Raw genomic sequence first — 19,514 nt, 5'->3', positions numbered from 1 at the left:
GGTATGCTTGGTCGTTGGACTCCCGGCCTGGTCGGGCAGGGGGTCTGGTTAGGACCGTTTGCGGGTGTCCCCACGCCTAAGTCCCGGTCTTGACACAGCCCTCACCGACCCTGCAAGACATACATCAAGGAGAAATCCGACTGTGGCAAACATTAAGTCCCAGAAGAAGCGCATCCTGACCAACGAGAAGCGCCGCGTTCGCAACCAGTCCGTGAAGTCCGAGCTGAAGACCCTGGTGCGTCACACCCGCGAGGCCGTTGAGGCCGGCGACAAGGAGAAGGCTCTCGCCGCGCTGCGCGTTGCTTCGCGCAAGCTGGACGTCGCCGTCTCCAAGGGCGTCATCCACAAGAACCAGGCCGCGAACCGCAAGTCCAAGCTTGCTCGTCGCGTCGCCTCGATCGCTGACTGATCGCGAACAATAGTTCGACGTGAAGCGGGTCGCCCTTCGGGGCGGCCCGCTTTCGTATACCCACTCCCCCATAACCAGGGCGCGGGTACGCACGACAAAGCCCCAGCCTCGTGAATGTGAACGAGGCCGGGGCCGGGTGCGCGAAGCGACGACCGTTAGTCGAGTTCGAAGGCTCCCGTGTAAAGCTGGTAGTACACACCCTTCTGAGCGATCAGATCGTCGTGGCTGCCGCGCTCGATGATGCGGCCGTGGTCCAGAACCATGATCGCGTCCGAGTTGCGCACCGTCGAGAGGCGGTGGGCGATGACGAAGACCGTGCGCCCCTCCATGAGGTTGTCCATGCCCTGCTGCACGTGGGCTTCGGTACGCGTATCAATTGAGGAGGTCGCCTCATCCAAGATCATCGCGGGTGGGTCGGCCACGGCCGCGCGGGCAATCGACAGGAGCTGAGCCTGTCCCTGAGACAGATTCGATCCGTTACCGGTCAGCATCGTGTCGTAGCCGTCGGGCAGACGGCGAATGAACGAATCAGCGTTAGCCAGCTTCGCGGCCTCGATGCATTCCTCGTCCGTCGCGTCCAGGCGGCCGTAGCGGATGTTCTCCATGACCGTGCCTGTGAAGAGCTTAACGTCCTGCAGGACGACGCCCAGAGAGCGACGCAGGTCCGACTTGCGGATCTTGTTGATGTTGATGCCGTCATAGCGGATCTTGCCGTCGGCAATATCGTAGAAGCGGTTGATCAGGTTCGTGATCGTCGTCTTGCCCGCTCCCGTGGCACCCACGAAGGCGATCTTCTGGCCGGGCTTGGCCCACAGGGAGATGTCGTGCAGGACGTCCTTCTTACCGTCGTAGGAGAAGTCCACGCCCTCCATGACGAGTTCGCCGCGCAGGCGCGTGTAGGTGACCGTGCCGTCCGCCTTGTGGGGGTGACGCCACGCCCAGATGCCCGTGCGTTCCTCGGTGGGTTCGACCGAGCCGTCGGGCAGTTCTCGGGCGCGCACGAGGGTCACGTAGCCGTGATCCTCCTCAGGTGCCTGGTCGATGAGCGCGAACACGCGGCCTGCGCCCGCCATGCCGAGGGCGATCATGGGGACCTGCATCGACATCTGTCCGATGGTCTGAGAGAAGTTGCGGACCATACCCAGGAAGGACACGACGATGCCGACAGTGATGACATCGATGCCAAAGAAGTGGATATTCGGCGTCTGTTCCAGGATCATGACGCCGCCGACGATAGCGACCACGACGTACATGATGTTGCCGATGTTGCCCAGGGCAGGCATGAGGACGTTGCCGTAGATGTTCGCCTTCTGTGAGGAGTCGAAGAGTTTCTGGTTGTACTCGACGAACTCGTCCTTGGCGTCCTGCTCATGGTTGAAGACCTGGACGACCTTCTGGCCGTCCATCATCTCTTCAATGAAGCCTTCTTCGTCCGCCAGTGCAGCCTGCTGGGCCTTCATGAAGCGGCCCGAGAGTCCGCCGAGCTTGCCAGTCAGGAACGCCATGAGGCCGCCCACGACGAGGACGACGAGGAAGAGCCACACGGAGTAGTAGAGCATCGTGCCGATCAGCACGATGATCGTCAGGCCCGACTGGATGAGAGTCGGGATCGACTGGCCGATGAGCTGACGGATCGCATCCGTGTCGTTCGTGTAGGTCGACATGATCGCGCCGTGCGGGTGCGTATCGAAGAAACGCAGGGGCAGGCGCTCCATCGAGTCGAACATGTCGTCTCGCATGTGCTTGAGCGTCCCCTGCGTCACAATCGCCATGGCGCGGGTGTAGATGAAATTGCCTATGACACCGGCGCTGAAGATGATTCCCATCGTGACGACGAGGCGCACCAGTGTTCCTCGCACGGCGTCGAAACCGCTCTCGAGGCCCGGGGTCACGACGTTGTCAACGATCTGCTGCATGAAGATCGAGCCGACGGCCGAGGCCACGGCGGCCAGGATGATGCACACGACCGTCAGGGTGATGCGCACTGGGTAGTGGTGGAACACGTAGCGCATCAGGCGACCGAAGGGACGCTCGATTCCCTCGAGCTTCTCCGAGTCCTCCACGCGGGCGTTAACCGAACGTGCCATGTCAGGCCACCTCGCTTTCGCTCGCGGCGTTCTGGGAGTTGTAGATCTCGCGGTATTCGCCGCCCGCTGCCATCAGTTCCTCGTGGGTACCGCGTTCCTTGACGCGACCGTCATCCAAGACGATGAGCTGGTCCGCGTGCTCGACGGAGGAAAGGCGCTGGGCGATGATGATCGTCGTCGTGCCCGGGATCTCGGTCTCGAAAGCGCCTCGGATCAGTGTGTCGGTCCTGGTGTCCACCGCGGAGGTCGAGTCGTCCAGAATGAGAATTTTAGGGTTCTTCAGGAGCGCGCGGGCGATGCACAGGCGCTGCTTCTGGCCGCCTGACACATTGGTGCCGCCGCGGGAGATCACGTAGTCGTAGCCGCCGGGCAGCTGCTGGATGAACTCGTCGGCCTGCGCGAGCTTGCACGCATGCTCAATCTGCTCATCGGTGGCGTCCGGGTTACCCCAGCGCATGTTGTCCTTGATGGTGCCGGAGAAGAGGACGTTCTTCTGCAGGACGACGGAGACAGCGTCGCGCAGCGAGGTCAGGTCGTAGTCGCGCACGTCGCGCCCGCCGACCTTCACGGAGCCTTCGGAGACGTCGTAGAGACGGCAGATCAGCTGGATGAGCGAGGTCTTGGCTGAGCCGGTGCCGCCCACGATGCCGAGTGTCGAGCCGGATTCGAGGCGCAGGTCAATATCGGACAGCGCGTATTCTTCGGCGGTGGCCGAGTACTTGAAGGACACGTTCTCGAAGACGACGGAACCATCCGCAACGTTGGTCGCACCGTTCTCGGGTGAGGTCAACGATGGCTCGTGATTAAGGACCTCGGCGATACGGTGCGCGGACTCGGCCGCCATCGTCGTCATGACAAAGATGAAGGCGAGCATCAGCATATGTGTCAGGATCTGGATGCCGTAGGTGATGAGGGCGGTCAGGCCGCCCTTCGTCAGCTCGGTTGCCCCCGAGTTGATAATGATCGAAGCACCCACGTAATCGACGGCCACGATCGCGGCGAAGATGAAGAACATCATGACGGGGCTGTTGAGCGCGATGAGTTTCTCAGCGTTGGTGAAGTCCTTGCGCACGTCGGCTGAAGCCGAGCGGAACTTTGTGGTCTCGTGTTCCTCGGTGACGAAGGACTTCACAACGCGGATAGCGGCGACGTTTTCCTGCACGGAGTTGTTCAAGGCGTCGTACTTCTTGAAGATACGGCGGAAAATCGGGAAGGCGATGAGCACGATAGCCGCCAGGATGATGGCAAGCACCGGCACCATTCCCAGGAAGATGAGCGCCATCTGGACGTTGATGCGCCACGCCATGACGATGGAGAAGATAATCATGAGCGGCACGCGTACAGCGATACGGATCATCATTCCGAATGCATTTTGCACGTTCGTGACGTCGGTCGTCATGCGTGTGACCAGCGAGGAGGTGGAGAAGCGGTCGATGTCCGCGAACGAGAAATCCTGCACTTTAAAGAACAGATCCTGACGCAGGTTCTTCGCCAGTCCCACCGAGGCGGTCGCTGCGAAGCGCGCGGAGAGAATGCCACAGGCCAGCGAGGCGAAGGCCAGTCCGGTAAGGATCAGTCCCAGGCGCATGACGGGACTCAGGGACACGCCGTCGAGCGCATCCACCAGCGAGACCATGGTCAGCGGGATCAGACATTCGAGAATCACCTCCCCGATGATGAACAGCGGGGTCAGGATCGCGGGAGCCTTAAACTCCCGCAGTCGCCCCATCAACGTTCGAATAGTTTTCATGAATCTCCTCAGTTCCGTCGTTCTTCTTCTCGGTGACGAGGCCGTGGCGCTTTCTCAGCGTCCGTGCAGCCTGCAGATAGTGATGATTGCTTTTTCGATGGCACGCTGCGGGTCACGCGACGCGCCCTTCGTTTCGGCGTCGGCAGTGGCGATCGCGCCGAAGGCCCCGGCCAGCGAGGCGTCGGACCAGCCGCGCAGCTCACGCCGGGCACGGTCGACCTGCCAGGGGGCCATTTTGAGGGCAGACGCAGAGCCACCGATAGATACCTTCGCCATGGCGCGGAACTTCATGGCCAGCGCGGCGACGAGCACCTGCGGGGCAATGCCTGTCGCAAAGGCGTGGCGCGTAAGAGTGAGGGCCTTGGCGGAGTTTCCGGCGACAGCCGCGTCGGCGACGTCGTAGCCGGTGGCCTCGACGCGTCCGGCCTGGTAGCGGCGCACGTCCTCGAGGGTGATGCGTCCGCTCACGTCGGAGAGCAGCTGGGCGAGGGCACCGGCCATGGCACGCGGGTCATTACCGAGCGCGTCCACAAGGGCCTGCTGTGCTTCGGTGTCCATCTGTCGGTGCGCGGCTCGCACGTCGGAAGCGATGAGTGCCAGCTTATCGCGGTCGTTTTTGAGTGGATCGGCCGGGATCACGGGCCATTTCGCCTTAGTGATCACGTCGATGACCTTCTTGCCGCGAGCATTGCCGCCGGGGTGGGCCAGGAACATCCACACGTCGGGGGCGGGGGCTGCCGCGTAGGCGATCAGGTCGTTCGCGAGGGCGTCACTCATCGTTTCCAGGTCGCGGATGATGACCATGCGGGACTCGCCGAACAGGGAAGGCGAGGCGATGACGTCGATCTGTCCTGCCTGGTAGGTGGCGGCGTTGATGTCGGTGCGCTCCAGGTTCGGGTCAGCCTCGTATGCCAGGGCGCGCAGCCGGTCGAGGGCACGGTCGACGAGAAGGCCCTCGGGTCCCTTGATCAACACGATGGGGGCCAGCGTAATGGGGGCGGGTGCCGCCGAGCGTGATCCGCGTGCTGCCACGTCTTCCTGCCTTTCGACGCGATGGTAACTCCCTAAGTCTGCCACCGCGGGCGCTCATCTGCGTCCGCCTTTGCCCTGGGCGGACATGAGTCGTGGCAGGTGTCACCGCCTGTGGCCAAGGTTTGCACAGAGGGGTTCTCCGGGGAGCTGGCACCGATGAGGGAACATGCACTCTCGTGGCATCGGTATTCCACGCAATCGTCACGGGTCCGCGCGAGGATCCCAGGCCTCGTCCGTGAGGGAAACGACCCAGCGCCGCCACACGCACCACAGTGCGAACCCGCATCCCGCGCACGCGTATAGAGAGAGGATGGTCCGCGCTCCCCCTGGCACCTGTGTCCCCGATCCTGGCATCCCCTCGAAGAACCGTGCGGAGAATGCGATCCACCCGGTCGCCCAGGAGGCCACTCGCGCGCAGAATTCGGCGACCCCGGGGCTGATGGGCGCGAGGAGGGCTCCCGTCAGGCCCGCGAGCGTGGCCACGGGCACCGCAGGCTCGGCGGCGACGTTGGCGGCGATCCCCCACACGGGCACGGATCCCGACAGGGACACGACGAGTGGCGCGGTGGCGAACTCGGCCAGGGCGGGCACGCACACCATTTCGGTCAGCCGACGCAGGACCCGACCGATGCGCGTGTCTCCCCGGATACGCCGTTTCGTGCTCCTGGCGATGGCAGCCGCGGGTCCGACGACAGCCAGGGCCGCCAGCGCGGAGAGCGCGAACCCGTAGGATCGGGAAGCCCACGGGTCGATGAGGAGGGTCCCGATGACGACGGCACCGAGAGCTGCGACGGCCTGCCCTTCGCGTCCGAGGATCAAGCCAAGAGCCGCGACCGACGCGACGCACACGGAGCGCACGACGGAGGCCTCCGGTCCGACGAGCACAACGATGGTCCCCAGCACCACGAGTGTCGCGCCGACGCGCAGGGGCACGCGCGCAGGCAGGATCAGGGTCAGGGCCGCCAGGATGATAACGATGTGGGAGCCGGACACAGCCGTCAGGTGCGTGAGAGAGGTGGCTTTCATGGCGTCGGACAGGTCGGAGGGCACCAGGCGGTCGTCACCGATCGCCATGCCGGGAACGAGGCCTCGCGCGTCTCTGGCCAGATGTTCGCACGCACGCGCGAAGGCCCGGTGTGTGTCCCGTCTCCAGACGTCCAGGCCGCCGGGACGCTCTGCGAGAATCGAGGTCCGGGCTCGGATCGAGCCGACGGACGGAGCGGCGGCCGCGAAGGAGGCATCGAGACTACCAGAGATCTCGTAGACGTCGCCGCGCGCTGCATCCTCCCACCCCGGGGCACTCACCAGGGCGGTAGCATCTGAGGCCAGCCACCGCTCCCCCACTCTCACCGCGAGGATCCTCACACGCGCTCGACGCTTCGTCGAAAAACCGGACGAGGCCGGGGCCGGGTCACGCTCGAGCCGGACCCGCGCGTGGATCGGCCCGGAGTCCATTCGCGCGGGGTCATCACGGTAGGCGCGTCCCGCAGCGGAGGCGACCGCGAGCGCGCACGCGGTGGCTGCGAGGATGAGGGCGGCTGCTAGGCGGAGGGATCTCGGTGGGGTGAGGGCGTGGCGTGGTGGGCGTGTGTGCCTGTGGGACCAGGCGTAGGAGGTGGCGGTGATGGCGGCAGCGAGCGCGCATGTGGCGATGAGAGGGTGGGGTGCGGGGTGGGTGGTGGCCCACCAGGTTGTGGCCCAGGTGGCGGTGGCTGGGGTGAGGAGGCGCAGGTCGATCATGCGTGGGGCGCTTTGGTGCGTGGTGTGGGGTGCGCGCGGAGTGGTGTCGGGTGGTGGGGTCGTGGATGTTGCTGTGTGTGGCCCCTGCGGGGTGGGGGTGCGCGTGTTTCCTCCGGTGTTTGTTGTCTCGTTTTGTCCGTTCATGGGCAGACGCCTGGTCGTATTTTTTCGATGAGGGAGGGGCCTATGCCGGGGACGTCGTCGAGGGCGTCGACGGTGGCGATGTGGGGGTGGGTTGCACGGTAGTTGATGATGCGTTCGGCGAGGGCTGGGCCGATGCCGGGCAGGGTTTGTAGGTCGGTGGCGGTGGCGGTGTCGAGGCGGACGCAGGCGGGGTGGGTGGCGTCGCCGTTTGCCGTGGGGGCCGGTGGTGTTTCTCCGATTCGGGAGATGCGTATGTGTTCGCCGTCTGTGAGGGGGCGGGCTAGGTTGATGGTGTCGAGGTCGGCGTCTTCTAGGGCGCCTCCTGCGGCGGTGATGGCGTCGGTGACTCGGGAGGAGGCGGGCAGGGTGAGGACGCCGGGGGTGGCGACGGCTCCGGAGACGTAGACGATGACGTGGCCTGCGGGTCCGGGAGGACCGGGCGAGGCGTGGGAGGCGGGGCGGCTGGGCGCGTTTCCTTCCGGTGCCGTCTCTGGGTCCTGGCGTGTGGTTTCTTCGGCCTGGCGTTCGGCTGATTGCTCGGCGGCTTGTTCACTCGCGTGTGCTTCGTCTGCGGTCCGGGCGTTTCTCCACACGCCGATGCCTGCGAGGGCGACGAGGACGATGAGGAGTGCGGCGACGGTCGTCCCGCCGGGTAGCAGGCGCGCGTAGGTGGGTTCGGGCGGGTCATCGTCGTCGCTGACCGCTGAGTCGTATACGGCTTTCGTCAGGGCTGCCATCCTGCGGTGTGCGATCCATCGTGGAGGGTTCATGTGTCGACGCTAAGCCCAGCGCCTTGCCTGTGTCGCGCCGCCTGCTTTCGCCTGTGGATGGGCGCGACACGGAGCAACCCCCTGTGGATATGCGCGACACGAGCACCGCGCCTGTGGACGGAGCCACACGCGCTCTCCCCTGTTATCGCGCGCATGGGATTGTCATCCCAAGGGATACTGTGTCGGTAACGTCGACAGACAGTGGCGCACCGCGCCCACAGCCGAAAGACCACACCATGAGCGAGAACATCGAAGATCTCAAGGCGCGCCTCGCCGAAGCTGAAGCCGCCGCGAAGGCGGCTGAGGCCGAGGCAGCCCGCGCGAAGGCAGAGGCGCTGCGTCTCCAGCTCGAGGCAGCGGGTGCCGCCGCGGATGCCCCTGCCGCCACCGCGGGTGCTGAAACAGCTGAGGCCGAGGTGGCCCGCGCAGCGGCCGACGCTTTGCGTTCCCAGGTCGAAGCAGCCGAAACCACCCCCGAAGCGCCAGCATCCGTGGGTGAGGCGGCCCAGGCCTCGTCCGAGGTATCCGGCGGCCTCTCCGCGTTCGCCTCAGGGATCAAGGCCGCCTACTCCTGGGACGTCCCCGCGGTCACCATCGGCACCCTCATCGAGGACGGAACGCGCGTGCCCGGCGTGAGTGCTGCGATGCCGGTTCCCATGTTTAACCGTCACCTGCTGGTTGCCGGCGCGACAGGCACGGGCAAAACCCGCACGCTCCAGCTCCTCGCCGAGGGGCTGTCCGCGAACGGCTCCTCCGTGCTCCTGTGCGACGTCAAGGGTGACCTGACGGGCCTGGCCGAGGCCGGTGCCAGCTCGGAGAAGCTCCTGTCCCGCACCGCGGCTAACGGCCAGGCGTGGGCACCCACGTCCTTCCCGATTGAGCTGCTGAGCCTGGGTGGGGCGGATTCGCAGTTCCCGGGCGTGCCCGTGCGCGCCGAGGTCTCTGACTTCGGCCCGATCCTGCTGGCCCGCGCACTGTCCCTGAACACGACGCAGGAGCAGGCCCTGCAGCTGATCTTCGCGTGGGCGGACGGCCAGGGACTCGAACTCGTGGATCTGCCGGATCTGCGCGCTGTCATCTCCTTCCTGACCTCGGACGAGGGCAAGGAGGAGCTGGCGACGATCGGCGGCGTCTCCAAGGCCACCGCCGGTGTCATCCTGCGCGCCCTGACCGCGCTCGAGTCCCAGGGCGGCGGCCAGTTCTTCGGTGCCCCCGGCTTCGACACGGCCGACCTGATGCGCATGGATTCGACCGGACGCGGCATCATCTCCCTGCTGGGCGTGGGCGACATTTCCTCGCGCCCCGCCCTGGTCAGCGCCGTCATCATGTACCTGCTGGCCAACCTGTTCGCGACACTGCCCGAGGTCGGCGACGCGCCGCGCCCCAAACTGGTGTTCTTCTTCGACGAGGCCCACCTGCTGTTCGCGGACGCCACCAAGGAGTTCGAGCGTCAGGTCGTCCAAACCGTGCGCCTGATCCGCTCCAAGGGCGTGGGCGTCGTCTTCGTGACCCAGACGCCCAAGGACATCCCCTCCGACGTGCTCGCCCAGCTCGGTTCGCGCGTCCAGCACGGCCTGCGCGCCTCGACGCCCGATGACTTCAAGAAGCTCAAGGCGACCGTTCAGACCTTCCCGAAGACGTCCCTGGAACTCGACGAGATCCTGACCACCCTGGGCACGGGCGAGGCCGTCGTGACCGTCCTGGACCCGAAGGGTAACCCCACCCCGGTCACGCCCGTCGGCATCTGGGCACCCGCCTCCGTCATGGGTCCCGCCTCCGCCGACACGCTCGCGCGCATCAACCAGTCGAGCGTCATCATGGGCCGCTACCGCGACGCCGTGAACCCGGATTCGGCCGAGGAGAAGCTCGAGCGCCGCGCCGCCGAGGCCCAGGCCGCCCGCGAGGAAGCGGCCGCCCAGGAGGCCGCCGCCAAGGAAGAAGAAAAGGCCCGCAAGGAGGCTGAGAAGGCAGCGGAAAAGGCGGCCAAGGAAGCCGAAAAGGCTGCCGAGAAGGCCGCCAAGGAAGCGGAGAAGGCCGCCGCCAAGGAAGAGGCCGCCCGAGAAAAGGAAATGGAACGCTTGCGCCGACAGGTCGAAAAGCAGCAGGAGAAGGAGGAAGCAGCCCGCCAGCGAGCCGCCGAGCGTCGCGCCCGCCAGGTCGAAAACGTCCTCGGGTCCGTCCTGCGCACCGCCGGCCGTGAGATCACACGCTCGATCTTCGGCACGCGCAAGCGCTGACGCGCTATTTTCCACCGTTTTCTTCCCCACGAGGCCGGGGCTGGGTTGCTCGACAACGCAAACCAGCCCCGGCCTCGTCTCACAGTTCGACCATCACGCCAAGAGCAGGCAAAATGCGGGTAGGCTGCGTGGCAAGTGACCAACACTCGCAGGGAGAGTCTCATGCGCATCGGATTTATCGGAACGGGAGCCATGGCCCAGGCCATCGCTCGCGGTGCCGTCGCGTCCGGTGTCGATCCTGCGACGCTGGTCTTCTCTAACCGCACGGCTGCTAAGGCCTGCGACCTGGCCGACGAGCTGGGCGCGACCGCCGCGTCGTCGAACACGTCCCTGGCACGCCAGGTTGACATCATCATCCTGGCTGTCAAGCCCAAGGACCAGCGCACGGTTATCAAGGAGATCGACTCCATCGTGGTCGGACGCCCCGACGCGTGCGTCGTGTCCCTGGCCGCCGGGCGCACCCTCGACCAGATCACGCAGGATTTCGGCTCGGGCATCCCCCTCATTCGCGTCATGCCGAACGTGGCGGCCACCGTCGGACAGTCCATGACTGCCCTCACCGCCTGCCGGACCAGCGACGCGCAGGTGGACGCCGTGCGCGACCTCATGAACTCGGTCGGTCGAACCATCCTCATTGACGAGGACTATTTCCCTGTGTTCCAGGCCCTGGCCTCGTGCTCTCCGGCCTGGTATTTCCAGATTATTGATACGTTCGCCCGCGCGGGCCTCAAGTACGGGCTGTCCAAGGACAGCGCCGTCGAGATCGCGGCGCAGGCGATGGCGGGAGCCGCCACGCTGCTCCTCGCTGAGCGCGAGGCGGGCACAATCCCCGCGCAACTCATTGACCGGGTGACGAGCCCCGGCGGCACCACAATCGCAGGATTGCTGGCCGCCGAGGAAGGTGGTTTGTCGAACGCACTGGTAGGTGCTGTCGACGCCTCCATCCACGCCGATTCCCATCTCGGCTGACACCACCACCTGCCGCGACGCGGCTTACTTTCTCCACCTCACGTGGCGCTTTCGCGCACCCTCAACACAGGAACACTCATGTTGCTTTTCAACGCAGTCGTGCTCTCCGTGATCGTCATGCTGGTCCTCAGCGTCGCACGCGTGCACGTCGTTATCTCGCTTTTCGTCGCCTCGCTGGTGGGCGGCCTGGTGGCCGGAATGGGTATTTCGGGCACGATGGTCGCCTTCCAGGACGGCCTGGCCGGCGGCGCCAAGATCGCCCTGTCCTACGCCCTCCTCGGCGCGTTCGCGATGTCGGTGGCCCACTCGGGTCTGCCGCGCCTGCTGGCGAACTGGATCATCGCCAAGCTGCGCAACGCCGACCAGTCGAACTCGGCGCGCGTCGCCCGCTCCGTGAAGTGGGGCATCCTCGGCGGCGTCCTCGTCATGGGCGTGATGAGCCAGAACCTCATCCCGATTCACATCGCGTTCATTCCGCTGCTGGTACCCCCGCTCATCGGAGTCATGAACGAGCTGAAGATGGACCGCCGCCTGGTCGCCTGTGCAATCACCTTCGGCATCGTCACCACCTACATGTTCGTGCCAATCGGCTTCGGTCGTATCTTCCTGCACGACATTCTCTACAAGAATATTGAAGACGCGGGCCTGCCCGTCGAGGGCATCGTCAACCCGATGGCCGCCATGGCGATCCCGGCCGCCTCGATGGCCGTGGGCTGCGCTATCGCCCTGCTGGTCTCCTACCGCAAGCCGCGCGAGTACGAGCAGCGCGAGACAGAGTTCAGCTCCCAAGATGACAAGCCAATCGACATGAAGAAGGTCTGGGCGGCCGTCATCGCCCTCGTCGCCTGCTTCGTCATCCAGGCTGTCCTGACCAAGATGGACTCCGAGGCCGACCCGCTCCTCGTGGGCGCTCTCGTGGGCCTGTGCCTCATGCTCGCCATGCGCGTCGTGCCGTGGCAGCAGGCGGACGACGTCTTCTCTGGCGGCATGCGCATGATGAGCCTCATCGGCCTTATCATGATCACCGCCCAGGGCTACGCGGCTGTCCTGAAGGCTTCGGGCCAGATCGAACCCCTCGTCGAGCAGACCTCCGCGATGTTCAACGGTTCCAAGGCGCTGGCCGCCGTCATCATGCTGCTCGTGGGTCTGATCATCACGATGGGCATCGGCTCTTCGTTCTCGACGCTGCCGATTATTTCCGCGATCTACGTGCCCCTGTGCGTGACGCTGGGCTTCTCCGCCACCGCCACGGTCGCAATCATCGGCACGGCGGGCGCGTTGGGCGATGCCGGTTCCCCCGCCTCCGACTCGACGCTGGGTCCGACAGCCGGTCTGAACGTGGATGGTCAGCACGACCACATGCGAGACACGGTCATCCCCGAGTTCATCCACTACAACATTCCGCTGCTCATCGGCGGCTGGATCGCCGCGATGGTTCTCTGAACGTTTCACGTCGTTTCACGAGGCCGGGGCCGGGTTCACTGTTCAGGTGACCTGGCCCCGGCCTCGTTGTGTGCCCAGGCCAGACGCGTCAGCGCGTCACGAGTATGCACGCCCTGGCCCGCGCGGTTTCCTCCCACTGGGCGGATTCCCAGAGTTGTTCCAGCGTGAGTGCCTCCGCCCAGGTTTCCACCCATGTCTCGCCGAATTGTTCATCGTTCCACGGGTCGTGGACCAGCGCACAGTCACCGACGATCCCCCACACGTACACCCAGTGTGGGGTCGGCTCCCCGTTCAGGTTCTCCAAGTCGACCAGCATGATCGCGCGTTTGCCGCTCGCCAACGCCCCGCGCAGGTCCTTGAGGCTGGCGGGTCCGATGCGGTCATGCACCCCGAGGCCGCGCGCTTCGTCCACATGCTGGTCGTGGATCGCCCGACGCACAGCAGGCGACGCAGCATGCGCACGCATCAGCCCAACGACGGGACCGTCGTGCGTCACGAGGACTTCGACCGCCAGACCGCGCCTGGCCAGGGAGGATGCCAGCCCGTAGGGTCCCACACCGAGCGAATACGTGGCCTCGCGCCACAGCTCCATCTCCTCGACGAGGCCGTGGCTGACCTGGGCGGGAACGGCACCGCAGGCGTGCGCGAGGGCCATGAGGGCGCTCGCAGGTCCGCATGTGAACTCGGTTTTCTGGCGAACATAGGCAGGAATAGGCACGCCCGGGCCGTTCCATCGCAGCCAGGCGCGTACGAGCGCGTGACCGTGATCAGAGTGTTCCTCGATGGACAGCGGAGAGCCGACGACGCCAGCGGGCGCGAAGCCCCGCGAGCGCAGCGCGGCCTCCCAGCGGGAGTTCGTCTCGCGTGACACGGCCTTGATCAGCGGGGCGTTCGGCGCTGAGTCGATGACCGCCTGGATGAGAGTCTCCCAGCGCGGTGTATGCGTATCGTTCTCGGTTGTCGTTGCTGCCTCGTGCAGGAGGCAGGTTGCGCTGATTGTTCGGTGAGCGGATGTGGCCCGGTGGGTTTCGAGCAGCGCGTGGTCCCTGTAGGTCCACAGTGTGGCCGACACTGCGGGGCCCATCATGGCCCAGAGCTGTGCGTCGTGGTCGGTCACGCCGAGGGCGAGTAGTTGGTCGCGCGCGCCGCCCCCGGGTGTGATCGGCGTTGCTTCGACGCTGTGGCGAGCGCTCATGCCGACTGCGCCTGACGGCCGGGCACGGCGGCGAGCAGGTCGGCCGTGTATTCCTTCGTGGGATGGCGCAGGATCTCCTCCGTGCGTCCTTGTTCGACGACCACCCCGTCTTTCATGACGACGAGGCGGTCGCACATGGCTCGGGCGACCGCCAGGTCGTGCGTGATGAAGAGCAGGGCGAAGCCTTGCTCGGTTTGCAGGCGCGTGAGTAGCTCCAGGACGGAGGCCTGCACGGAGACGTCGAGGGCGGAGACGGCCTCGTCGGCGATGAGGACGCGCGGGCGCGTGGCGAGGGCGCGCGCGATTGCCACGCGCTGGCGTTCCCCGCCCGACAGGCGGGCTGGGCGGCGCTTCGCGTACTCGGCGGGCAGGTCAACGGCGGCGAGCAGGTCGGGAACATCGCTGGCCGGTCGACCGGCGACGGCGGCCGCCTCGGCGAGTGTCTGGCCGATGGTGCGCGCAGGGTTGAGAGCCGAGTAGGGGTTTTGGAAGACGATGCCGACTGCGGGGCCTCGTTCGGCCTGGGCGTTCACGCGCACGGTGCCCGAATCGGCGTGTTCCAGCCCGACGATGATGCGCGCGAGCGTCGTCTTGCCCGAGCCGGATTCTCCGACGATGCCGATGGATTCTCCCGGTGCGACGTTGAGGGAGACGCCCCTGAGGGCGACGCGGGTGTCCTTGCGTGAGCGGAACACCTTGGTCAGGTCTCGCACCTCGACAACCACGTCTGCGCCCACGTGAGGCTCGTGCCCCGCGCGCGGATTTGGTCCATCGATCCGCGGCTCCGCGTCAGCCAGTCGTTTCGTGTACTCGTGGCGCGGCGACACCAGCACCTCGTTGATTGCTCCCTCTTCGACGATCTGGCCGTCTTTCATGACGATGACGTCGTCGCCGAACTGCCGTGCGAGCGCCAGGTCGTGGGTGACCAGCACGAGCGTCATGCCGCGCTCGTCGCGCAGGCGCGTCAGCAGCGTCAGGATGTCGCGCTGCGTCGTGACATCCAGGGCGGTCGTCGGCTCGTCGGCGATGAGCACCCCCGGCTCGGAGTCGAGGGCGGCCGCGATGGCGACGCGTTGACGCATGCCGCCCGACAGCTCGTGCGGGTACGAGCGGGCGACGCGCGCGTCGAGGCCAACCTCTGCGAGTAGCGCACGTGAACGCTGGGCGCGCTCGGAGCGCCTGCCCGTGCGGGCAGCCGTCACCTGCTTGGCGCAGCGTATGGTCGGAGCGAGCGAGGTGAAGGGGTCTTGCGGGAGCCAGACGATGCCGCCCCCACGCTGCTTCTTCAAGCGTCCTTGATCGGTCGCCAGGTCGTAGTCTTCTCCACCCAGCGACACCGTTCCGCTGGCGGATAGCGCGGATGGCGTCAGCGCGCACAGCGTGCGCGCGAGCATCGATTTGCCCGCGCCTGATTCACCCACGATGACGAGAGTGCGCCCGGGGCGCGCGTGCACGCTCACGTCGTCGACGATCACGTGTCCAGCGCGGTCGGTCACGCTCACGTGGGAGGCGACGAGGCCGTGGCTGGGAAAATCGGACAGAGGCTGGTTCATCGCTCGCCCTCCTGTCGTTCGGCGACCCAATCCCCTGCGATGTTGATCGCCGTGGCTGTGATGATGATGGCGAGGCCGGAAGCCACCGCGGCGGCTGGGTTCTGGGCGAGGATTGCGCGCCCGTCGGCCAGCTGTCGCCCCCAGTCGGCGTCTTGTGCCCCGACGCCCAGGCCCAGGTAGGACAGGCCGGACAGGGACACGAGCGCGAAGGCGATGTTGACAAAGAGATTCGCCCACACAATCGGCGTGATATTGGGCAGGACGTGGATGCCGAGGATACGGGGGCCGGACAGGCCCAGCACCCGCGTCGCTTCAATGTAGGGCTGCGGCTTCTGCGCGAGGGTCGCCGAGCGAATCATGCGGATGTCCGAGGGCGCGAAGAGCACGATAAGGACGCCGACCGTCACCCAGTAGCTGCCGCCGATCACACCCGCGACAACGATCGCGAGGAGCGTGACGGGAAGCGAGAGCAGCACCTCGCAGGAGCGAGACACGCACGCATCCCAGGCCCCGCCCCACCACGCGGCGCTCATCCCGAAGACCAGACCGGCCGCCATGGACCCCACCGCGATGACGAGAGGACCGACGACCGCCGAGCGCGCACCGGCAACCGTCAGGGCGAGGACGTCGCGCCCCACCTTGTCGGTGCCCAGCAGGTGGCCGGGCGTTCCCGCCGGGGTGACGCCCAAGGCGACGTGTTGGTCCAACGCGCCGGGCACCAACACCGAGGAGAAGAGGACGCACACGGCTACCAGGCCAAGAAACGCCACGGAGAGGACCACGGAACCGGGGACGCGGCGCGCAGCCGAGCCCAGGCCTCGTCCCAGGACGCGAGGAGACAACGACACCGCCATCACGCTCCCCTCCCCTCGCCCACCGCCTGACGTGGATCGACGGCGAACGCGGCAACGTCAACGATCAGCGTCACGGCGATGATGACGACCGCGACGAGCAGCGCAATCGCCTGCACGACGGGCACATCCTTGTAGGTGATGGAGTCGGCGAGCAGCTGGCCGAGGCCGGGCAGGGAGAACGCCTCCTCGACCAGGACCGTCGACCCGAACAGCGTCCCGAGGATCAGGCCGCCGGAGGTCAGGATCGGCAGGGCCGCTCCCCGCACGTACATGGCCGTGATCCGGCGGCTCGGCACACCCCGCGAGCGCGCGAAGGTCACGTAGTCTTGGCTCAGTTCTGCGCCGACGGCTGCGCGCGTGATGCGCACGAGCATGGCACCGATGCCGGTGGCCAGGGCGATGGCGGGCAGGGTGAGATGCCAGAGGGTGTCGGCCAGGCCGGTGCCTTCGCCGAAAACGGGGAACCAGCCGAGCATGAGTCCGAAAACATAGAGGAGGACGAGTCCGAGGGCGAAGCCGGGTGCGGACACGCCGACGACGGACCAGCCGACGATAGTGCGGTCGACCCACGTTCCTTTGCGTCGCGCGGCGAGGATTCCCAGGGGAATGCCGACGGCGACGGCCAGGAGGAACGCTCCGATGGTGAGCCACGCGGTGAGGGAGACGCGGGAGGCGAGGACATCCGTGACGGGGGTCGCTGATCGCACCGAGTCCCCGAAGTCGCCGGTGAGCGCGCGGGTCAGCCAATGCCAGTAGCGCAGGAGAAGGGGTTCGTCGAGGCCGTAGCGCGCGGTCACGGCCTGGCGGACTTCGGGGGTGAGGCGGCGCGTGCCCACCAGGATCTTCACGGGATCTCCGGGTACCAGGTACAGGAGGGAGAAGACCAGGAAGGACAGGGCGAGCATCACCACTACCGCCCCGGTGAGGCGGCGCAGGATGTAACGCAGCATTAACGCGTCAGCTCCAGAGAGGCCGCCCACGGGGTGTTGAAGAAGTAGGGCGTGTACTGCGTTGGGGTGACGCGCGAGGAGAAGGCGGTCGAAGTCTTTCCCCACCAGATCGGCGAGTAGATCGTGTTGTCCTGTGCGATGCGTTCGGCTTCGACGATGTCGGTGACGCGCGCGCTCGGGTCGGTCTGGGTGGCCTGTGAGGCGATGAGGGCCTGGACCTGCGCGTTCTCGTAGCGCGCCGGGTTGTCGGGCCCCAGCAGCCAGCCGGCCACCTCGCCCGGGTCACCCGTCGTGGAGGTGTAGCTCATGAAGGACAGGCCGTAGGTGCCGCTGCCGACCTCGGAGATCCATTCTTCGATGGGCTTGGAGCTGACGGTCAGGTTGACGCCGATCTGCTTGAGGTTGTCGGCAATCGCCAGCGCCGTGGAGCCCAGGTCCGGGATGGAGGACGGGTAGGTGAGTTCGGCGCTGAAACCGCCGGGGACCTTGGACTGGGCGAGTTCGGCGCGCGCGGCGTCGAGGTCGAAGGAGTCAATGGGCAGGCCCGCCTGCGCGTCCGCGGCCGCCTGTTCGCCGATCTCGCTGCCCAGCTGGTCCGGCGGCTCGATACCCGTGGCGACGCTCGCCTGCCCCTTGAGGATCGAGGAGACGATGGTGTCGCGGTCGACGGCGTGGGCGACGGCCTTGCGAACGTGGATATCGTCGAAGGGTTCGATGTTTTGGTCGAAGGTGAGGCCCACGTAGGAGCGGTCGGATTCAGTCAGGACGTTCACGCCGTCTATGCCCTGGAATTGCGAGACCTGGTCGGTGGGCACCTGAGTAGCGATGTCGATCTGCCCGCTCTTATGTGCGAGCAGGCGCGCGTTCTCGTCCGAGAAAAAGTCGAACTCGATGGTCTGGGCGGGGGTGTCTCCGCCCCACCAGGTGCCGCTCTTTGTGAACACAGCCTTGGAGTCTGGCTGGAAGGAGACGGCCTTGTAGGGGCCTGTCCCCATGATGAGGTCGGCCGAGGACCCGTAGGAGGCGGCCGCCTCGTAGAAGGATTTCTCGGTGATCCATAGGCCGCCGTTCGCGGTGACCGTCCACCCGAAGTTAACGGCGGGAGCGGGCAGGGTGATCGTGATCTGGTTGTCGCCGCTCCCGGCGGCCTGCACGCCCGCGGGCCAGTAGCTGGCCGACGACGGGGACTTGTCGGGGTCTTTGGCGATGTCGATGGAGAAGAGGACGTCGTCGATAGTGACGGGGTTGCCGTCCTGGAAGAGGGCGTCGGGGCGGATGTCGAAGACCCACGTCTGGGCGTCGTCCGTGTGGTACGAGGAGGCGATCGCGGGGATCAGCTGGCCGTTCTTATCCACGGCGAGCAGTCCTTCGGAGACGACCTGCGCGACGTAGTAGTTGATGATGCCGGTTTCGTGCGCGGTGTCCAGGGTGGACAGGGATCCGGGCAAGCCGACCGCGATGGTTCCCTCGCGGGAAGCCGACTGGGCCGTTCCTCCCGACGGCGCGCAGGCGGCCAGGGTCGCACACATCATGGCAGCGACGGAGGCGAGGGCGGCTGCTGTTCGTGGGATGCGTGCGATGTGCATCGGGGTCTCCTTGTGTCTAGTAGCGGCGGGAGTGCCGACACCTACCGTATGCACCGGAGAAGTCTCGGGAGAAAGATCCTCGTCAGGCGACCATTTGTAACAGTAGTTGATTACTTGTCATCTATGTGTCAGGTACTGCGTGACGATGTCGTGTAGCACCTCGGCGGTCGCGCGCACGTCCGCGAGCGCAATGTGTTCGTCGTGTGCGTGGAGTTGGGCGTAGACGTCGCCCAGGCTGGCCCCGCTGTCGTAGGCCCCGAAACCGTATCCGATGCCGCCGTGCCTGCGGGCCACGCGCAGGTCGGTCCCACCGGGCATGAGGACGGGGACGACGCTCGCGCCCGGGTAGCGCCTGGCGAGGGCCGCCTTGATCGCCCGGTACAGGTCGGTGTCGGTCGACGAGGCCGTGGCGGGTTCACTGAGGAGGCGCTCGATATGCACGTGGTCCGCGAGATCGCCGAGGGCCGCCACGATGGCGGCGTCCACGTCGTCATCGTCGACGCCGGGCAGCGTGCGAATGTCCAGCTCGAGGGTGGCGTGGGAGGGCATGACGTTGATGGGCCCGCCCGAGTGGGCGACCGTCTGGGCAACAGTCACGTGGGAGATGGCGTGCGCGAAGGCCGCCAGATCGCCAAATTCGGCGTAGTCACCCTCGTAGGTGCCGTTGATGAGACTCGTTTCGGTCGCTTCCTCGAACTCGAAGGCGCGCACAAACCCAGCCCAGACCTCGTCCGTGGCGGTGGGCCAGCGGGCGGCGGACAGCGCCGCGCTCACCTGGGCGAGCCGCTCAACGGC

General features: G+C 66.3%; 15 protein-coding genes. 4 read left to right on the top strand and 11 right to left on the bottom strand.

What is annotated here, in order from left to right; genetic code table 11:
* The first annotated feature begins 142 nt into the window (after positions 1-142).
* Entirely contained in the window at positions 143-409 is a 267-nt protein-coding gene (gene rpsT, locus HMPREF1136_RS03890) for a 30S ribosomal protein S20 (protein ID WP_009648032.1), read from the top strand.
* Positions 410-564: 155 nt separating this feature from the next.
* Here the strand turns inward: rpsT and HMPREF1136_RS03885 are convergent, their stop codons facing one another.
* From HMPREF1136_RS03885 to HMPREF1136_RS03865, 5 genes are all read right to left on the bottom strand, one after another.
* On the bottom strand, positions 565-2,496 hold the full coding sequence (locus HMPREF1136_RS03885; protein WP_009648025.1) for an ABC transporter ATP-binding protein: 1,932 nt from the start codon (positions 2,494-2,496) through the stop codon (positions 565-567).
* A 1-nt stretch (position 2,497) separates the two neighbouring features.
* Complete coding sequence (locus HMPREF1136_RS03880; protein ID WP_009648019.1) at positions 2,498-4,246, bottom strand: ABC transporter ATP-binding protein; 1,749 nt, start codon at positions 4,244-4,246, stop codon at positions 2,498-2,500.
* 54 nt (positions 4,247-4,300) lie between these two features.
* Positions 4,301-5,278 (bottom strand): DNA polymerase III subunit delta, encoded by a 978-nt coding sequence (gene holA / locus HMPREF1136_RS03875; protein ID WP_009648016.1) that lies wholly within the window; start codon positions 5,276-5,278, stop codon positions 4,301-4,303.
* A gap of 201 nt (positions 5,279-5,479) precedes the next feature.
* Positions 5,480-7,018 carry a ComEC/Rec2 family competence protein gene (locus HMPREF1136_RS03870; protein WP_034504798.1) on the bottom strand — a complete coding sequence of 513 codons (1,539 nt, stop codon included), beginning with the start codon at positions 7,016-7,018 and terminating at the stop codon, positions 5,480-5,482.
* A 140-nt stretch (positions 7,019-7,158) separates the two neighbouring features.
* Positions 7,159-7,932, bottom strand: a complete 774-nt coding sequence (locus HMPREF1136_RS03865; protein ID WP_232204169.1) for a ComEA family DNA-binding protein — start codon at positions 7,930-7,932, stop codon at positions 7,159-7,161.
* A gap of 236 nt (positions 7,933-8,168) precedes the next feature.
* On the opposite strand from HMPREF1136_RS03865, the gene HMPREF1136_RS03860 reads away from it, so the two are divergent.
* The 3 genes from HMPREF1136_RS03860 to HMPREF1136_RS03850 all read left to right on the top strand — a co-directional run bounded on the left by HMPREF1136_RS03860 (position 8,169) and on the right by HMPREF1136_RS03850 (position 12,581).
* Positions 8,169-10,169, top strand: a complete 2,001-nt coding sequence (locus HMPREF1136_RS03860; RefSeq protein ID WP_034504796.1) for a helicase HerA-like domain-containing protein — start codon at positions 8,169-8,171, stop codon at positions 10,167-10,169.
* Positions 10,170-10,331: 162 nt separating this feature from the next.
* Complete coding sequence (proC, locus tag HMPREF1136_RS03855) at positions 10,332-11,138, top strand: pyrroline-5-carboxylate reductase (RefSeq protein ID WP_009648027.1); 807 nt, start codon at positions 10,332-10,334, stop codon at positions 11,136-11,138.
* Positions 11,139-11,216: 78 nt separating this feature from the next.
* Positions 11,217-12,581, top strand: a complete 1,365-nt coding sequence (locus tag HMPREF1136_RS03850; RefSeq protein ID WP_009648034.1) for a Na+/H+ antiporter family protein — start codon at positions 11,217-11,219, stop codon at positions 12,579-12,581.
* Positions 12,582-12,669: 88 nt separating this feature from the next.
* Here HMPREF1136_RS03850 and HMPREF1136_RS03845 read toward each other — a convergent pair whose 3' ends face one another.
* From HMPREF1136_RS03845 to HMPREF1136_RS03820, 6 genes are all read right to left on the bottom strand, one after another.
* Positions 12,670-13,776, bottom strand: a complete 1,107-nt coding sequence (locus HMPREF1136_RS03845; protein ID WP_009648011.1) for a peptidase C39 family protein — start codon at positions 13,774-13,776, stop codon at positions 12,670-12,672.
* Positions 13,773-15,329: an ABC transporter ATP-binding protein gene (locus HMPREF1136_RS03840; protein WP_009648023.1), complete on the bottom strand. Its 1,557-nt coding sequence runs from the start codon at positions 15,327-15,329 to the stop codon at positions 13,773-13,775. Before HMPREF1136_RS03840 ends, HMPREF1136_RS03845 begins: the two co-directional genes overlap by 4 nt.
* Positions 15,326-16,183 carry an ABC transporter permease gene (locus tag HMPREF1136_RS03835; RefSeq protein ID WP_009648043.1) on the bottom strand — a complete coding sequence of 286 codons (858 nt, stop codon included), beginning with the start codon at positions 16,181-16,183 and terminating at the stop codon, positions 15,326-15,328. The genes HMPREF1136_RS03840 and HMPREF1136_RS03835 overlap by 4 nt, the downstream gene beginning before the upstream one ends.
* Complete coding sequence (locus HMPREF1136_RS03830) at positions 16,183-17,133, bottom strand: ABC transporter permease (RefSeq protein WP_009648044.1); 951 nt, start codon at positions 17,131-17,133, stop codon at positions 16,183-16,185. The genes HMPREF1136_RS03835 and HMPREF1136_RS03830 overlap by 1 nt, the downstream gene beginning before the upstream one ends.
* Positions 17,133-18,719: an ABC transporter substrate-binding protein gene (locus tag HMPREF1136_RS03825; RefSeq protein WP_009648015.1), complete on the bottom strand. Its 1,587-nt coding sequence runs from the start codon at positions 18,717-18,719 to the stop codon at positions 17,133-17,135. The genes HMPREF1136_RS03830 and HMPREF1136_RS03825 overlap by 1 nt, the downstream gene beginning before the upstream one ends.
* 117 nt (positions 18,720-18,836) lie before the next feature.
* Positions 18,837-19,514: M20/M25/M40 family metallo-hydrolase (locus HMPREF1136_RS03820; protein ID WP_009648012.1), on the bottom strand; the 678-nt coding region annotated here is incomplete at its 5' end.

The organism is Actinomyces sp. ICM47, assembly GCF_000278725.1.
GTDB lineage: Bacteria > Actinomycetota > Actinomycetes > Actinomycetales > Actinomycetaceae > Pauljensenia.
This window is presented reverse-complemented; position numbering and strand designations above follow the sequence as displayed.

Coding starts and splice junctions, on each gene's coding strand:
- HMPREF1136_RS03885 (WP_009648025.1), bottom strand. CDS start 2,496: ATGGCACGTTCGGTTAACGCCCGCGTGGAGGACTCGGAGAAGCTCGAG.
- HMPREF1136_RS03880 (WP_009648019.1), bottom strand. CDS start 4,246: ATGAAAACTATTCGAACGTTGATGGGGCGACTGCGGGAGTTTAAGGCT.
- HMPREF1136_RS03870 (WP_034504798.1), bottom strand. CDS start 7,018: ATGATCGACCTGCGCCTCCTCACCCCAGCCACCGCCACCTGGGCCACA.
- HMPREF1136_RS03865 (WP_232204169.1), bottom strand. CDS start 7,932: ATGAACCCTCCACGATGGATCGCACACCGCAGGATGGCAGCCCTGACG.
- HMPREF1136_RS03860 (WP_034504796.1), top strand. CDS start 8,169: ATGAGCGAGAACATCGAAGATCTCAAGGCGCGCCTCGCCGAAGCTGAA.
- proC (WP_009648027.1), top strand. CDS start 10,332: ATGCGCATCGGATTTATCGGAACGGGAGCCATGGCCCAGGCCATCGCT.
- HMPREF1136_RS03850 (WP_009648034.1), top strand. CDS start 11,217: ATGTTGCTTTTCAACGCAGTCGTGCTCTCCGTGATCGTCATGCTGGTC.
- HMPREF1136_RS03845 (WP_009648011.1), bottom strand. CDS start 13,776: ATGAGCGCTCGCCACAGCGTCGAAGCAACGCCGATCACACCCGGGGGC.
- HMPREF1136_RS03840 (WP_009648023.1), bottom strand. CDS start 15,329: ATGAACCAGCCTCTGTCCGATTTTCCCAGCCACGGCCTCGTCGCCTCC.
- HMPREF1136_RS03835 (WP_009648043.1), bottom strand. CDS start 16,183: ATGGCGGTGTCGTTGTCTCCTCGCGTCCTGGGACGAGGCCTGGGCTCG.
- HMPREF1136_RS03830 (WP_009648044.1), bottom strand. CDS start 17,133: ATGCTGCGTTACATCCTGCGCCGCCTCACCGGGGCGGTAGTGGTGATG.
- HMPREF1136_RS03825 (WP_009648015.1), bottom strand. CDS start 18,719: ATGCACATCGCACGCATCCCACGAACAGCAGCCGCCCTCGCCTCCGTC.